Consider the following 16,050-nt stretch of genomic DNA (forward strand, 5'->3'; position numbering starts at 1 on the left):
AAGGAACAATTCGTTGGCTCAAAAAAGAACATTTGTGATCCTTGCCGCTGCTTTGCTGCTTCTGCTTGCGGCGACCGGGGTCTGGAACGGGTACCGCGTCCGGCGGGATACGCCGGTGGTCGGAACCTCGTTCTTGATGGATACCTTTGTGGAATATAAATTATACGGCGAGAAGGCGCAGGAAGCAAAGGACGCGATCGAAGCAGCGCTGCGGGGGATCGAGGACACCATGTCGATGTACATAAAAGATTCCGAAATCAGCCGTCTCAATGAAAATGCCGGGAAAGAACCGGTGGCGGTCTCGGAGGACACCTATGCGCTGCTGGCGCGGTGTAAAGGTTTCGGGGAGCTTTCGGGCGGCCTTTTTGATGTGACGGTCGCCCCGCTTGCGGCCGAATGGGGCATCACCGGCCTGCATCCGAAGGTGCCCGCCGCCGGGAAGATTGAAGAACTGCTGAAGCTGGTCGGCTACAGTGAAATCCAGCTCGGCGCGGATGGAAAGGGCGGCTACACCGCGATGCTTTCCCGCGAAGGGCAGGCGGTTGACGTGGGCGGCGTTGCGAAAGGCTATGCCTGCGACGTAGCGCGCAGGGTCGCGCAGGATTATGGGATTACCTCCGGCTACATCTCGATTGGCGGGAACCTCATGGTCATCGGGGAAAAGCCGGACGGCGAACCGTTCCGGTTTGGCGTGCGCGATCCGCGCGGCCCGGAGAACCAGTTTCTCGCGGTGGTGAGCCTGCCTGACAGCACGATGGCAACCTCTGGCGACTACGAGCGTTTTTTCGAGCAGGACGGCGTTCGTTACCACCACATACTCGACCCGCGCACCGGTTATCCTGCTGAGAGCGACCTCATGTCGGTTTCGGTGGTGTCTCCGGACGGCGCCTACGCCGACTTTATGTCCACATACCTGTTCATCAGTGGACGGGATTTCGTATTGGAAAACCTGGATACGCTTGAATGTGGTATCATCGCGGTTGACCGGGATAAAAACATCTATGTTTCCGAAAGTCTGCGGGCACAATTTCAGCCCGCGGACAGTACCGGCGGATACCACTTTGAGGTGGCGTCATGAAATACCGGGCTTCACGGGTTGCGCTCCTCGGCTTGCTTTTCGCACTTTCGATGGTGCTGAGCTTTGTGGAATCCGGTTTTGCCGGGCTTATCCCGATCCCCGGCATTAAGCCTGGGCTTTCTAACATCGTGACAATGTACTGCTTATTCTGTCTTGGCAGGCGGGAGGCTTACACCCTCGCCCTGCTCAAGTCGTTTTTTGTGTTTTTGACGCGCGGCGCGGTCGGCGCCGCAATGAGTCTTGCCGGCGGATTGCTTTCGGTGTCGGTGATGCTGATTCTCCTGCTGTTTGGGGAGAAAAAGTTCAGCGATACCTTCCTGAGCGTCTGCGGAGGTGTATCCCACAATGTGGGGCAAATTTTGATGGCAATGCTTGTCCTTGGGAGCACGGCTGTGGTATACTATCTGCCGGTGCTGATGATTTCGGGGGTTGCAATGGGTGTGATCACCGGAATGCTGCTGCGGTATCTGATGCCGCATTTAAACAGATTCTTCTTCTGATTCCCGTTTTGGGCGTCGGAATTAGGGTGTCCTGGAAGGTCAATATTCTCAGAGGAGGAAATGGGAAATGAGTTTTTTGCAGAAGACCATGAAGGGTGCGAAAATCGGACACTTCAAGAATACGGAAAACTGCCCGAGCGCCGCGATGCCGATACCGCAGGAAGTCTGCATATCGATGTCGCAGCACATGGGCCCTCCGTGTAAGCCCGTCGTCGCAAAAGGCGATACCGTAAAGGTGGGAACGCTGATTGGGGATTCGGACGCGTTTTTGAGCGCGCCGGTCCATTCGAGCGTATCGGGTACCGTCAAGTCGATTGAGGAGATCGTCACAAATATGGGAGCGCGTACCCAGGTTGTCATCATCGAAAGCGATGGGGAACAGACCGTCGACGAAAATGTAAAGCCCCCAGTCATTGAGAACCATGCGGATTTCGTCAAGGCAATCCGGGCTTCCGGATTGGTGGGGCTTGGCGGCGCGGGATTCCCGTCGCACATCAAGCTGAATCCGAAAAATCTGTCCGAGGTCGATACGCTGGTGGTCAATGCCGCCGAGTGCGAGCCGTACATAACCAGCGACTACCGCACGATCATGGAACGTGCGGATGATGTGATGGCCGGAATCGCGGCTATCAAAAAATATGTGGGCATCACCCAGGTGAAGATCGCGGTGGAGAACAACAAGCCCCAGGCGATCGAGATGCTGCGCCGCATGACCGCGGACGACCCCAGCATCGAAGTGGCGAGCCTGCGGTCGATCTATCCGAAGGGCGCTGAAAAGGTTGCGATCTTTGAGACGACCGGCCGTGTGGTCAAAGAAGGCCAGCTTCCGAGCGACGCGGGCGTCATCGTCCACAACATCACCTCCACCGCTTTCATCGGCCAGTACCTGCGCACCGGCATGCCGCTTGTCACCAAATGCCTGACAGTCGACGGCGGCGCAATTATGGAAGCGAAGAACGTTATCGCTCCCATCGGCGCACATTTCGCCGATGTGGTAGCCTTCTGCGGTGGCTATAAAGGAACGCCTAAGAAGATGCTGATGGGCGGCCCGATGATGGGCATCGCGATCTTTGACGACGCCTATCCCGTCTTAAAAAACAACAATGCCCTGCTGGTTTTCGACGAATCCCAGACGGTCGTCGAACCCGAGCATCCGTGCATCCGCTGCGGCAGATGTGTGCAGGCCTGCCCGTATCATCTGATGCCGCGCCAGATCGAGCTTGCGTATGAGCGGGACGATCTTGACATGCTGAACAAGCTGAAGGTCATGCTTTGCATGGAATGCGGAAGCTGCTCCTATGTTTGCCCTGCGAAGAGAGGGCTTACCTTCTCGAACAAGATGGCAAAACAGAAGCTGCGCGCTGCGGCAAAAAAGTAGGATAGGAGGAAAACCAGTTGGCTACAACAAATGTAACGGAGAAAGAAACCCAGACGGTGGAAAATTCCAAATTGATGGTAACCCCATCGCCTCATATCAAAGATTCAATCAACACCCGTAAAATTATGCTGACTGTAGCGGCGGCTCTGGTGCCCTCGCTCATCGCGGCAATCTATTTCTTCGGTTTCCGGGCGCTCATTATGACGGCGGTTTGTGTGCTTTCCTGCATGCTGTTTGAGCTGCTCTTTACGATGATCACCAAGCGGGAAAGCACCATTGAGGACTGCAGCGCGGTCGTCACCGGCATGATCCTGGCGTTCAATGTCCCGGTGACCCTGCCGCTCTGGATGGCGATGTTCGGGTCGTTCATCGCGATCGTCGTGGTGAAATGCCTGTTCGGCGGCATCGGCTGCAACTTTGCAAACCCGGCCGCGACCGCTCGTATCTTTTTGCTTGTGTCCTTTGCAACGCGGATGACCGATTGGACCGCACCGCGCGGCGTGGATTCGATGGCAACCGCGACCCCGCTCGGCCTGATTGCAAGTGGTGAGACCGACAAACTGCCGAGTATCATGCAGATGCTCATTGGCCAGCGCGGCGGATCGCTTGGCGAGACCTGTGCAATCGCGCTCATCCTGGGCGGCGTGTTCCTCATCTATAAGGGCATCATCAGCTATGAGATTCCGGTTTCGGTCATCGCCAGCGTCTTTGTTTTTGCGCTGCTGTTTGGCGCGGACCCGGTCTATGCGGTCCTCTCGGGCGGCGTGATGATCGGCGCCTTCTTCATGGCGACCGACTATTCCACCAGCCCGGTTACCACCAAGGGCAAGGTCATTTTCGGCATTGGGATCGGTTTCATCACAATGGTGATCCGGACCTTCTGCTCGTATCCGGAAGGCATGTCCTTCGCGATCCTGCTCATGAACATCCTGGTCCCGCATATCGACCGGCTCACAATCACCAAACCGTTCGGCGCGATCTTTGCGCCGAAGGCGAAGTAAGGGGAGGGTGAAAGCATGAAAGATTTACTGAAACCAATTATCGTGCTGACTGTCATCTGCATTGTAACGGCAGGGCTGCTCGGCGCGACCTACAATGTTACAAAACCGCTGATTGACAAGGCGGAGCTCGACGCAACCAACGCGGCGATGCGTGAGGTTATGCCGAGCGCGACCAATTTCACCGCGATCACTGATCTGCCGGATGTCACGGGCCTGGTGCAGGCCTCGAAGGACGACGGCGGCGCCGGATATGTCTTTAAAGTCGAATCGAAGGGCTTCGGCGGCGCGTATCCGGTCATGGTCGGCATCGGCGCCGATGGCAAAATCACCGGCGCAAAGCTGCTCGAAGGCAACTCGGAAACGCCGGGACTCGGTTCCAAAACAGGGAACGAGTCCTTCACCGGCCAATTTATCGGCAAAGACAGTTCGCTTTCCGGCGTCGAGACAATCACCGGCGCCACAATTTCCTCAAAGGCGTTTATCTCCGCGGTCGGCATCGCCTATGAAGCCTATGCGGCAGTTGGGGAGGGTGCATAATGAATAAGAAAAGCAATCTGGCCGTTCTCTTAAACGGCATCATCAAGGAAAACCCGGTTCTGGTCCTGATTCTCGGAACCTGCCCGACGCTGGCGGTCACCACGATGGCGATCAACGGCATCGGCATGGGCGTTGCGGCAACCGTGGTGCTGGTCGGTTCGAACATCGTCATTTCGCTGCTCAAGAACATCATCCCGGATAAGGTCCGCATTCCGTGCTACATCGTGGTCATTGCGACCTTCGTCACCATCGTGCAGTTTTTGGTCAAGGCCTATGCGCCCGCGCTCGACAGCGCGCTCGGCGTATTCCTGCCATTGATTGTGGTAAACTGCATCATCCTCGGCCGCGCCGAGATGTTCGCGAACAAAAACACCGTGCTCGCCTCCGCCTGCGACGGTATCGGCATGGGCATTGGCTTCACGCTGGCCCTGTTCGTCATGGGTTCGGTCCGTGAGATCCTCGGCAGTGGCACCTGGATGTCCGGCGCCGCGTGGCTCGGCATCCAGAACGGGATCACCCTCAACTGGAGCGACCCGATCATCGTATTTTTGCTTGCGCCTGGCGGTTTCCTGGTCTTTGGTTCGCTGATTGCGCTGGTCAACTACACGACCAAGGGCAAGGCGATCAAGAAGAAGGACTTCGGCTGTGCCGGCTGCCCGGCTGCCGCCGCATGCGGTGCTGCTCAGAAAGGGGGCTGTGACAAGTGAAAGAGTTTGCTATCATCATTGTCAGCGCAGTCCTGCTGAACAACTATGTTCTGTCACGGTTCCTCGGAATCTGCCCGTTCCTGGGCGTCAGCAAAAAGCTGGATTCCGCATTCGGCATGAGCGTCGCGGTCACCTTTGTCATGGCGATGGCGACCGCCGCCACCTGGCCGATTTACACCTATGTCCTGGTCCCGAATAATCTCGATTATCTGCAGACAATCGTCTTTATCCTGATCATCGCGGCGCTGGTTCAGTTCATCGAGATCGTGCTCAAAAAGTACATCCCGGCTCTGCATCGCGCGCTCGGCATCTATCTGCCGCTGATCACCACCAACTGCGCCGTGCTTGGCGTTACCATCCTGAACCTGGACGAAGGCTACAACTTCTCACAGTCGCTGGTCAACGCGGTGGGTTCCGGTCTTGGCTTCATGCTGGCGATGGTGCTCTTCTCCGGCGTGCGTTCCCGCGTGGATGCTTCCAAGAGCATCCCGAAGGCATTCCAGGGAATTCCGGTCACGCTGGTCGCGGCTTCAATCGTATCGGTCAGCTTCATGGGCTTCAGCGGAATCGTTGACGGCCTGTTCAAATAATGGGGGTGAGAGAGAATGATGCCAATTATTATTGTGGGCGGAATCGGCCTGGCAGCTTCGGTGCTTCTGGTCATCGCGGCTAAAGTCATGGCGGTTCCCGTCGACGAATTGTTTGAAGCGGTCCGTGCGGAACTTCCTGGCGCAAACTGCGGCGGCTGCGGCTATGCCGGTTGTGATGATTATGCGAAAGCGATTGTCCATGACGGCGTGAAAACGAATCTTTGCCCGGTGGGCGGCGAAGAGTGCGCGCAGAAGGTCAGCGCCGCGATGGGCGTTGCCTGCGAAGAGGTTGTTCCACAGTACGCGGTGGTACGTTGCTCCGGTAACTGCTATAAAACCGACAGCATTATGGACTATGAAGGAAAACAGTCCTGCGCGGCCTGCAACTACTTCTACCAGGGCAAGGGAAGCTGCTCGCACGGTTGCCTGGGCTACGGAGATTGTATTGAAGCGTGCAAATACGGCGCGATCTCGATCGTCGACGGCATCGCGGTGGTTGACAAAGCGGTCTGCGTGGGCTGCGGTATGTGCGCAAAAGCCTGCCCGAACCACCTGATTGCGATCATCCCGGCGACCAGCACGGTGTATGTGGGTTGCTCTTCCCACGACAAGGGCGCCTTCACCCGCAAGGTCTGCAAGACAGGCTGCATTGGCTGCAAAAAGTGCGAAAAGACCTGTGAAAGCGGCGCGATCACCGTCACCGACAATCTTGCGTCGATTGATCCGGCAAAGTGCACCAACTGCGGAAACTGTGTTTCCGCCTGTCCGACCGGCGCGATCGTCACCTGTGTTTCCAGATGTGAAGCGATCGCAAAGGAAGCATAACTCCCAAAGCGTGAATCAAAAACGCCACGGCATTTTGCCGTGGCGTTTTTTGGCGTGTTCGGTCAGGTTTCACGCACTGCCAACTGATCCTCGCAGAATTCCTCCCAGAAGGCAGCATTGGAGGCTTGCAGCTGGCCGCCGAGCCGGATTCCGGCGAGCAGCGCGGTGCGCGCCCGTTGGTCGAGGATCTGGAAATTATTGAAATTTGAAAGTCAACTTAAAAGAGTTAAACTTTTTCATTTGGAAACGATAAGGTTGAATTAACTCAATTGAATTGGTGATGAAGATGGATATTGGAACAGCCGTAAAGGACAGGATTTTGGAGCTTTGCAAAGAGCGGAATATAACCGTAAATAAGCTGGGCACCATTTGTGGGGTTACACAGTCAACCTTGAACAACATCGTAAATGGGAGAAACAAAAGTACGACAGTCTCAACCATCAAGAAGGTTTGCGACGGCCTGGAAATTTCGATCAACGACTTTTTCGACAGCCCGCTTTTTGAGGGGTTGGAACAGGAGATCAAATGAAGGCCGGATGCAAATGCATCCGGCCTCATTCTTTTTTTCTTGAAAAAAGAATCAAAAAAACGCTTTGAGCAGGGCCTGCGGGCCCAAGCCACGGGGGCGCCGCCCCCATGACCCCTGCGATTTTTTGAAAAAAATCTAGTAAAACTTTAAATCCAATTATAAATCTTTTTAAATCAAGAAAAACTATTATTGGATTTTTCCGGCGTCAAAATCGTCCCGGAACCAGACCTGCTGCGCTTCAAAGGTTTTTCCGTCCAGATAGGCGAGAATTCCCGCGTCCGTCTTGAAACGGAAGGTGAGCTTATAGGAATAGAGCGCCTGAAACCGGTAGCCGGTGCCCTTGTTGTCGCGGCTGTGGCCGTATTTCGTGTCGCCCAGCAGCGGATGTCCGATTGACGCCAGATGTGCCCGGATCTGATGGGTGCGCCCGGTCAGTAAATCGACCTCCAGCAGCGAGAAACGGCCGTTCACCCCCAGCACCCGGTAACGTGTCAGGATCGTGCGTCCGTTCGGCATGGGGTGGTCGTAGACAGTGACCATGTTGGTCTTTTCGTCCTTGACCAGGAAGCCCTTGAGCGTGTCAGCCGGCTTTTGCATCTGCCCATGCACAATGCAAAGATATTGCTTTTCAATCTCCCGCTCCTTGATCTTCTCATTCAAGATGCGAAGCGCGGCGGCGTTTTTGGCCGCGATCACAATCCCGCCGGTATTACGGTCAATCCGATTGCACAGGGAAGGAACGAAGCTCTGTTCCAGATCAGGATCGTATTCGCCCTTCTCATAAAGATAATGCAGGATGCGGTTGATCAGCGTATCGATTTGGTGCTGATCGTCCTCATGGACAATCAGACCGGGCTTTTTGTCTGCGAGCAGGATGTTTTCGTCCTCATAGATCACCGTCAAGGAAGTGGGTGCGAACAGGAAGAGCCGATCCTCTTTCTGTGGGACGAAAAACTCATCGTTGATGTAAAGTTGCAATGTATCCCCGGCGGCAAGACGGGTGGAGATTTCACAGCGTTTGCCATTGAGCTTGATTCGCTTCAGGCGGATGTATTTATAGAGCAGCGCCTGCGGGAGCAGGGGGACGGCCTTGGTGAGAAACTTGTCCAAACGCTGCCCAGCGTCATTTTGCTTGATTAGAAATTCTTTCATAATATCCTCCATCGGCATCTTGGCTGAAAATAATTATAACACAGGAGTGGATATTTCAATAGAGACTATTTGCAAATAAGGCGGATTTTGGTATAATAATTTGGAATCCATCGATTATTGCAACAGAGAGGAAGTTGAAAGCGTGATCACACGGGAACGGGTAGAAGCAATTCTGAAGGAATCCGGCGTACTTTTGGAGGGACATTTTTTGCTGACCTCAGGACGGCATTCCAACAAATATATGCAGTGTGCGAAGATTTTCCGACACACAAAATACAGTGAGGAACTCTGTGCGGCGCTGGCTGAACTGTACAAAGATGAAAAGATCGACGTGGTCATTGGGCCTGCAATGGGCGCCGTCCAGATGGCTTATGAAGTCAGCCGCCACGTTGGCTGTGAAAACTTCTTTACCGAGCGTGTTGACGGCAAAATGGAGCTGCGCCGCGGCTTTGCAATCACGCCTGGCATGCGCTGCCTGATTGTGGAGGACGTTGTCACCACGGGCGGTTCGGTCAAAGAGGTGATCGAGCTGGTCAAGGCGGCGGGCGGCGTTGTGGTTGGCGTTGGTTCAATCGTGGACCGCAGCAACGGGCAGGTCGATTTTGGCGTACCGTTCAAAGCGGTCTATCCGACTGAAGTCGTTTCCTGGGAGGCGGACGAATGCCCGCTTTGCAGGGAAGGAAAGCTTCCGGCTGTGAAACCCGGCAGCAGGAAAGCCCCGGGGGCGAAATAAACAGCCTGACAAAATGAACGGACAACGGTGGTGAGCGGATGCCTGGCTTGCATGACGGACACAGACAACGGCTAAAAGACCGGTTCCTGCGGGACAGTTTGGATAATTTTGAGCCGCATAACGTGCTGGAGCTTCTGCTTTTTTATGCGATCCCGCAGCGGGATACAAATGAACTGGCACACCGGTTGATCCGTGAATTCGGTTCGCTTTCCGGTGTGTTCAATGCGGACTTTGGCGATCTTTGCAAAGTGAAGGGGATCAGCGCCAACACCGCGACGCTTCTCAAGTTGATTCCGGATCTTTCCAGAAGATATCTTGACGATTTCGATCAGAAAGGTCTTGTGCTCACCAGTATAGAAGCGATCGGGACGTTTTTACAGCCAAAATTTGTCGGCCGCACGAAGGAGCAGATTTTTTTGCTTTGCCTCGATAGCAAGGGAAGCGTGGTTTATGCCGACTTTGTGATTGAGGGCAGCATCAATTCCGCGCCGATGTATACCCGCAACATTCTGGAGATTGCGATGCGTACCCAGGCGGTTTCGGTGATTCTGGCGCACAACCATCCAAATGGGATTGCTGTTCCGTCAAATGCGGATATGGCCTCGACCAAGGCGGTATATGATGCGCTGGCAGTGGCAAAAATCCGGTTGCTCGACCACTTTATTTTTGCAGGTTCGGATTATGTTTCCCTGCGAGATTCCGGATATTTTTCCTTTGAAGGATGAAGGTCCTCCGCGTTTGACACGCGGAGGATTTTTTCCATCTCTTTTTCCAACCGATTTCACATTTGCGGATGTGGACATAATGGGGTATAATAGTTGCGAAGCTTGGCGGTGAGAAATGAGCATTTAAAACAAAAGAAGTTATTCAAAAAAGATGTTGTTTCTGTATTCATTTTCCGTTATAATATCAATCAAACAATAAATAGTGGGATGAAGGCGCAAAAATGAACAACAAGAATATCCGGATGCAAAAGATCATCGAGCTGCTCGACGAGAATAAAACAATGTCGGTGAAAGAACTGGCCGAGACCTTTGAGGTTTCGGAGATGACGATTCGGCGCGATCTGGAACAGCTTCGAAAAAACAATGCGGTTGAGCGCAGCTATGGCCGCGCGACGCTGCAAAACTATAAGAAGGTTCAGATTGAAAGCGGCGGATTTTACGACATCGCTTATGAACAGATCCGCAACTTGAAGGAGAAGGAAAGTATCGCGCGGTATGCCGCATCGCTTGTCGATCCGCACGATATTCTGATTGTGGACAGCGGCACAACAAACACACAGCTCGCAAAGCATCTGGTCGACAAGGAAAAGATCACGGTTCTTTGCTATAATTTTAATATTCTTAATGAGCTGCGCCGCGCCAGCGATATAAATTTGATCTTTGCGGGAGGGTATTACCATCCGGAGGACCAGATGTTTACCTCCAAGGAAAATGTCGAGTTCATCCGTAGTATCCGCGCAAATAAGATGTTTTTGTCCGCATCCGGATTTCATGAAACGCTGGGGGTCACCTGTATCCATTCACACGAGGTGGACAACAAGCGCGCCGCAATTGCATCTTCGGCGGTGTGCATCCTGCTGATGGATTCGAGTAAGTTCGGCAAGGTGCAGGCGTCGTTCATTGCATCGCTTGATGAAATCGATGCAATTGTCACCGATGCAGGCATTCCACAGGAATGGCGGCGAATGCTGGAAGAAAAAGGAATTGAATTGCATATCGCACGGTAATTTGTCTTTATATAAATGTTTGATCGAACTATAAACGTGTTGAAAATATAGGGAAGCAATAAAATTAAAGATTGATAATTGTGAAAACGGCCAATTCGGCCGTTTTTTTATTGACCAAAAGCAGTGTTAATGTTATTATTAAATCAAACAATGAACAGTGATTATAAAAATATGTTTATTCGAACATTTTTTCATATTTTTCAGGACACTTGGGGGAAAGACGAATATGGTTTACCTGACAATGATAACCGACGATCTGAGCGGTGCTGCTGACTCCGGCAGTTACTATACGGAACGCGGTCAGGAGCTCACGATCTTCACAAACGCAGAGGAAGAGATTGCGCGGAGGGGTGGGGAAATCGTCGCGGTCAACCTTTCTTCGCGAAACACAGACGGCGCGGTCGCCAAAGAACGGCACTATTCTGTCTGTGAGAAAATCCAGAGGCTTGGTCCACAGATGTTCATGAAAAAGATTGGAACCGGATTCCGCGGGAACGATGCCTACGAGCTGGAAGGGCTTTTGGAGGCGATGCCCGATTACCGCTGCTTCATTGTGGACAATGCCCCGGATCTCGGTACATTCACGCTGTACGGCAACCAGTACTGCGAAGGCGAGATCCTGCACAAATCCCTCTACGCAAAAGATCCTGTGATGCCGCCCACCAAATCCTATATTCCCGAAATCCTCGAAGAGCACACGCGCTTTTCGGTCGGGCTGGTGGATATCGACGCGCTCAAGGGAGGCATGCTCGCGCAAAAGACCGCGGAACAGGTTGCGGCGGATCATCGCATCATTGTTTTTGACGCGGTCACCCGGGAGGATACTTTAAATATCCTGCAAACGCTGGTGCCGCTTTATCCGCAGGTGTTCTGGACCGGCTCACTGGGGCTGGCGGATGGGCTTGCAACCTATCTGTACGGCGCTCCCCAGCCGCATGTTTTTCAAAAACGGCGGGTAAAAAGCCTCTGCTTTTGTGCCTCGGCATACGATATGGCCCAAAAACAGGTGACCAAATCCCACGAGAATGGGCTGCTTATTTCCGAACTGAACATAGATGCCCTGCTCGACGGGGACGAAACGGCTAAGGACCGGGCAGTTGCCGATTGTCTTGCAAAAAACCGGCAGGGCAGCGTCATCTTCATACCGCGTGTGGAACAGTATTCCTACAAACCCGGCGTCAGCAAAAAGATTATGGAATACATGGGCGAATGCGCGGAAAGGATCTGTGCGAACGCTGTGTTTGACCGCGTCGCGGTCATCGGCGGCGAAACCGCGCAGTCGATCTTTGCGCGTCTCAAGGTCGGCCGGATGCGGCTGACTGGAAAGCTGGAACCGGGCGTTGCCGAGGGGGAAATCCTTGATGGGACACTCGCAGGGAAAGAATTTGCAATAAAGGGCGGCAGCGTCGGAAGTATCGATTCACTTGAAAAGATGCTTTGCAATTGGGAGCCGCAGGAATAGGAGAGGTTTGCTTATGTGGGAGTTTGAATTGGACTATCCCAGACAATTGAAAGAAGTGTGCGAATATTCCAGGCTGGTTTATGAGCGCGGACTTGTTTCTGCCGAAGGCGGCAATATCAGCGCCCGGTGCGGCGAAAACTTTTTGATCACCGGCACCAATGTCGCGCTTCGGTCGGCCGATCGGGAAGGGGTGGTGTTTTGTGGGCCGGACGGCAGCCCACTCGCGGGTCGGGAAGGGCTGCGGCCCTCAAAAGAGACCCCGTTTCACAAAAGTGTCTACCGTTATCGACCGGAGGTCAACTTTATTATCCATGCCCATCCAAGCAGCAGTGTCGCATTTACCCTGCTCAATAAGGAACTGCCGATGCTCACCGATTCGTCACAGATGAAGCTTGTGCGGGTTCCGACCATTCCGGAAGCCTGGCCAGGGACCCCGGAGCTGGCTGCAAACGTCGAAAAAGCGGTTCGCGAAAATCCGGACACCTTTGCCTTTTTGATGAAATCGCATGGCGTACTGGTTCTGGGCAGGGAAGCGGAAGAATGTTTTTGTCTGCTGGAGCTCTTGGAGGACACGTCAAAAATCGCGCTTTGGGTGGAGGCTGCCCGCCGTAATTAAAGTCTGTAAAAGTCTGTATATGTGGCGGCGGAAAATCCCGCCGTCTGACATAAAAAAGAAAAGGAGAAAAATTTGATGAACAGTAAGAAAATACTCGCGGTGTTACTTTCAATGACCATGCTGGTTGGTTCTCTGGCTGCCTGTGGAGGTTCGGAAAGCGCATCCTCCGCAGCTCCCGCCCCAGCCGCTTCGGCTGGGGACGCCGCGCCGGCACAGTCCGACCCTGCACCGGCTGATGCGGTGACCTTCACCGTTACCGCTGACGTCACAGGTGCGCGCGCGCCGTATGTCGACCGTTTTGCAGAACTGATTGCAGAAAAAACCGAAGGCCGTTATAAGGCCGACGTGATTGCGGCTGCTTCGCTGGGCAATGCGTCCGATATGGCGCAAATGCTCCAGATGGGAACGCTCGACGTGCTGATGAGCGACGATATGTCGATGGACGGCGTACTCGACGGCGCGCTCGGCTTTGCCTGGCTGCCTGGCCTGGTGAAGGACTATGAAGAGGCTGATAAATATTATAACAACGGCTGGATTGCGGACAAACTGGCTGAGATTATGGAACAGAATAACCTGATCCGTATCTCCTCCTACTGCAATGGATTCCGCCAGGTTGGAAACATCAAACGCCCGATTACTGAGATGAACGACCTCAAAGGCTTGAAAATCCGCACACCATCGGTTGAATCGATCGTCTCGTTCTACGAGAAATGCGGCGCTCTGCCGGTTATGATCGCGGGTTCCGAGGTGCTTTCCGCATTGCAGACCGGCACTGTCGACGGTCTGGATAACGCGGTGTTTAACTACGTCAACCAGGGTATCACCGACGTAATCACCCAGATCTGCACCATCAATTACTGCTATTCCGGCGGCTGTTTCATCGCGGGACCGGACTTCTGGAACAAACTGAGCGACGAGGACAAGGAAATCTTCAGGGAGTGCGCCCAGATCGCATCGGATGAATTCACAGAGTACTTCCGTGCTGAAACCGAAAACATCCAGAACAAGGGTGTTGAGGGCGGCCAGTGGGAAATTACCGAGCCTTCCGCCGAGATGCAAGCCGAGCTCGAGAAGATCTACCAGGAAATCTGGGACGAATCTTACGATAAATACGGCGCGGACATCATGGACCCCATTATCAGCGGCGAATATAAGACGCTTTCTTAAGCCTGCTGAAGCTGTTTTATCCGGTTGGGAATAAAAGTGATGCGAATGAAAAAGACCGGGGGCGGACGGATCGTCCGTCCTTGGTCTCCTTCTTTCCGCACGCCGGCCGGACACGGAAGGCAGACTGATTTGGAGGGGATAACGATTATGAAATCAAACCAGAAATTTTTTGCGGCGCTCACAGGGACAAACGACCTGATGAAACGGGCTGAAACGTTTCTGATGGCCTCCTGTACCTTGACGCTCGTGGCGGTCATCTTTATCGAGGTGGTGTGCCGATATGTGCTCTTTATATCAACCGCCTGGGCGGAGGAGCTTTCCCGTTACCTGTTTATCTGGCTGACCTATATCGGATCGGCATATGCGATTGATGAAGGCGGACATATCGAGATCGATGTCTGCAAGCAGGTGCTCGAAAAGCTTCAGAATAAAAAATTCCGGGAAAAAGCGCTGTCCGCGCTTGAGGTTGCAGCCCTGCTGACGACCTGCGCCTTTTTGATCGTCTTTGGAAAGATCTTTTGGGCATATATGATGAAAATCTGGACGACCACACAGACCTCCCCGACCATGCGCATCCCGATGGGCTACGTCTATCTGCCGGTATTCATCGGAACTGTTATGGGGATTTACCACTGCCTGTATCATCTCTACCGCCATGCACGCAAAATCCCCGCGGCCCGCTGAACCGCGACGCCCGTATCCGATAGAAATGGAGTGATTATATGTCAGCGTTGACAGCGCTTGTGCTGTTCATTGTTTCGTTTATGGTCGTCGCAATGCTGTTTAAAATGCCGGTTTCCTACGCGCTGGGTTTTTCGTCCCTGCTTGTACTGGCGTTTAGCGGCAAAAATACCGTGACCATTGCGCAGTATGCATTCTCGGGGCTCGACAGTTTCGCCCTGCTTGCGATTCCGTTTTACATTTTCGCGGGTGTTCTGATGGAATACAGCGGCATCTCCAAAATGCTGATCGACTGGATCAAATCTTTTGTAGGACGCATCCGCGGCGCGACGGGCATCATTACGATTGTGGCCTGCATGGCATTCGGCGTGCTCACCGGCTCGGCGATGGCAACCATCAGCGCGATCGGCAAGATCATGGTGCCTGAGCTCGAAAAGGATCACTATCCAGCCGCATATACCTCGGCGCTCCTGGCGGCGACCTGCTTCCTCGGCATCCTGATTCCGCCGAGTGTCCCGGGGATCATGTACGCGCTGGTTTCCGGCACGAAGATTTCCGAGGTCTGGATGGCGACCATCGGACCCGCGTTTATCTTTGCGATCGGCTATATCATCATCAACTATTTCCGTGTCGGTAAGTTTGAAGTTAAACAGGCGTCCGAAAAGACCGCAATGGGACAGAAACTCATCGATATCGGCAAAAACACCGTTTACGCCTTTCCGGCCCTGCTCATGCCGATCATCATTTACGGCTGCATCTACGGCGGCATCTGCACAGTCACCGAAGCTGGTGCGCTCAGCGCGGTTTACGGCATCGTCTATTTTGTGATGATCAAGCGGATGAAGAAAAATCAGATCCCGATTTCGCTCTGGAAATGCTGTGCGGTGGCGGGGGTGTCCACCGCCACAATCGGGCTGCTGAACGCCTTCTCAACTGTCGCAGGAAAAGCGATGACCTTGACCGGCATCTCAAACTTCCTTTCCGATGCGATTACCAGCAATATCACCTCCAAGCTCTGGTTTCTCATCATGATCAATATCCTGTTCCTCTTTATGGGAACCTTTATGGATATCAATGCCACCATCCTGATCATGACCCCTCTGCTTCTCCCGGTTGCGCAGACCTATGGCATCACACCGGTGCATTTCGGCACCATCCTGATTGTCAACATGTGCGTCGGGTTCCTGACACCTCCCTTTGCGGTTGGGATCTTTGTTTCCTCAAAAATTGCAAATGCGAGTTTTGGCGGCACAGTGCGGGAAGCCTTGCCTTTTATGGCCGTCGGTCTGGTCGCAATCATTGTGACCACAGCTTGTCCGGGCTTTGTCGACTTCTTCGTTCACCTGTTCACCTGATGGGGGG

Annotated in this window: 18 protein-coding genes; 17 read left to right on the forward strand and 1 reads right to left on the reverse strand. The window is 53.5% G+C overall.

What is annotated here, in order from left to right; translation table 11 throughout:
• Positions 1-13 precede the first annotated feature (13 nt).
• The 9 genes from DWV16_RS02225 to DWV16_RS02265 all read left to right on the forward strand — a co-directional run bounded on the left by DWV16_RS02225 (position 14) and on the right by DWV16_RS02265 (position 7,145).
• Positions 14-1,078, forward strand: coding sequence for an FAD:protein FMN transferase (locus tag DWV16_RS02225; protein WP_118477695.1), 1,065 nt, complete (start codon positions 14-16; stop codon positions 1,076-1,078).
• Entirely contained in the window at positions 1,075-1,578 is a 504-nt protein-coding gene (locus DWV16_RS02230; protein WP_066459627.1) for a Gx transporter family protein, read from the forward strand. The genes DWV16_RS02225 and DWV16_RS02230 overlap by 4 nt, the downstream gene beginning before the upstream one ends.
• Before the next feature lie 67 nt (positions 1,579-1,645).
• The gene (rsxC, locus tag DWV16_RS02235) at positions 1,646-2,956 is read left to right on the forward strand and encodes an electron transport complex subunit RsxC (protein WP_066459626.1); all 1,311 of its coding nucleotides are present in this window, start codon (positions 1,646-1,648) and stop codon (positions 2,954-2,956) included.
• A gap of 74 nt (positions 2,957-3,030) precedes the next feature.
• Positions 3,031-3,957 (forward strand): RnfABCDGE type electron transport complex subunit D, encoded by a 927-nt coding sequence (locus tag DWV16_RS02240; protein ID WP_066460493.1) that lies wholly within the window; start codon positions 3,031-3,033, stop codon positions 3,955-3,957.
• A 15-nt stretch (positions 3,958-3,972) separates the two neighbouring features.
• On the forward strand, positions 3,973-4,494 hold the full coding sequence (locus tag DWV16_RS02245) for an FMN-binding protein (protein WP_066459624.1): 522 nt from the start codon (positions 3,973-3,975) through the stop codon (positions 4,492-4,494).
• On the forward strand, positions 4,494-5,201 hold the full coding sequence (rsxE, locus tag DWV16_RS02250; protein ID WP_066459620.1) for an electron transport complex subunit RsxE: 708 nt from the start codon (positions 4,494-4,496) through the stop codon (positions 5,199-5,201). The genes DWV16_RS02245 and rsxE overlap by 1 nt, the downstream gene beginning before the upstream one ends.
• A complete protein-coding gene (gene rsxA, locus DWV16_RS02255) occupies positions 5,198-5,791 on the forward strand; it encodes an electron transport complex subunit RsxA (RefSeq protein ID WP_066459616.1) in 594 nt (197 codons plus the stop codon). Before rsxE ends, rsxA begins: the two co-directional genes overlap by 4 nt.
• Positions 5,792-5,806: 15 nt before the next feature.
• Positions 5,807-6,616, forward strand: a complete 810-nt coding sequence (locus DWV16_RS02260) for an RnfABCDGE type electron transport complex subunit B (RefSeq protein ID WP_066459615.1) — start codon at positions 5,807-5,809, stop codon at positions 6,614-6,616.
• A gap of 286 nt (positions 6,617-6,902) precedes the next feature.
• Entirely contained in the window at positions 6,903-7,145 is a 243-nt protein-coding gene (locus tag DWV16_RS02265; RefSeq protein WP_066460490.1) for a helix-turn-helix domain-containing protein, read from the forward strand.
• A 186-nt stretch (positions 7,146-7,331) separates the two neighbouring features.
• Here the strand turns inward: DWV16_RS02265 and DWV16_RS02270 are convergent, their stop codons facing one another.
• Positions 7,332-8,297, reverse strand: a complete 966-nt coding sequence (locus DWV16_RS02270) for an RluA family pseudouridine synthase (protein WP_118477696.1) — start codon at positions 8,295-8,297, stop codon at positions 7,332-7,334.
• Between the two features lie 142 nt (positions 8,298-8,439).
• Here DWV16_RS02270 and pyrE point away from each other — a divergent pair, with 142 nt between their 5' ends.
• The 8 genes from pyrE (at position 8,440) to DWV16_RS02310 (ending at position 16,043) form a co-directional block, all read left to right on the forward strand.
• Complete coding sequence (gene pyrE / locus DWV16_RS02275) at positions 8,440-9,030, forward strand: orotate phosphoribosyltransferase (RefSeq protein WP_066459610.1); 591 nt, start codon at positions 8,440-8,442, stop codon at positions 9,028-9,030.
• A gap of 38 nt (positions 9,031-9,068) precedes the next feature.
• Positions 9,069-9,755, forward strand: coding sequence for a RadC family protein (locus tag DWV16_RS02280; RefSeq protein ID WP_066459609.1), 687 nt, complete (start codon positions 9,069-9,071; stop codon positions 9,753-9,755).
• Between the two features lie 221 nt (positions 9,756-9,976).
• Positions 9,977-10,762 carry a DeoR/GlpR family DNA-binding transcription regulator gene (locus DWV16_RS02285; RefSeq protein WP_066459607.1) on the forward strand — a complete coding sequence of 262 codons (786 nt, stop codon included), beginning with the start codon at positions 9,977-9,979 and terminating at the stop codon, positions 10,760-10,762.
• Positions 10,763-10,988: 226 nt separating this feature from the next.
• Complete coding sequence (locus DWV16_RS02290) at positions 10,989-12,224, forward strand: four-carbon acid sugar kinase family protein (RefSeq protein ID WP_066459605.1); 1,236 nt, start codon at positions 10,989-10,991, stop codon at positions 12,222-12,224.
• A 13-nt stretch (positions 12,225-12,237) separates the two neighbouring features.
• Positions 12,238-12,840 (forward strand): class II aldolase/adducin family protein, encoded by a 603-nt coding sequence (locus DWV16_RS02295; protein WP_118477697.1) that lies wholly within the window; start codon positions 12,238-12,240, stop codon positions 12,838-12,840.
• A 75-nt stretch (positions 12,841-12,915) separates the two neighbouring features.
• Positions 12,916-14,007: a TRAP transporter substrate-binding protein gene (locus tag DWV16_RS02300; protein WP_066459601.1), complete on the forward strand. Its 1,092-nt coding sequence runs from the start codon at positions 12,916-12,918 to the stop codon at positions 14,005-14,007.
• Positions 14,008-14,154: 147 nt separating this feature from the next.
• On the forward strand, positions 14,155-14,691 hold the full coding sequence (locus DWV16_RS02305) for a TRAP transporter small permease (RefSeq protein WP_158572756.1): 537 nt from the start codon (positions 14,155-14,157) through the stop codon (positions 14,689-14,691).
• Between the two features lie 38 nt (positions 14,692-14,729).
• Entirely contained in the window at positions 14,730-16,043 is a 1,314-nt protein-coding gene (locus tag DWV16_RS02310; RefSeq protein ID WP_066459598.1) for a TRAP transporter large permease, read from the forward strand.
• The last annotated feature ends 7 nt before the right edge of the window (positions 16,044-16,050 follow it).

This window comes from Anaerotruncus sp. AF02-27, assembly GCF_003465835.1.
GTDB lineage: Bacteria > Bacillota > Clostridia > Oscillospirales > Ruminococcaceae > Anaerotruncus > Anaerotruncus rubiinfantis.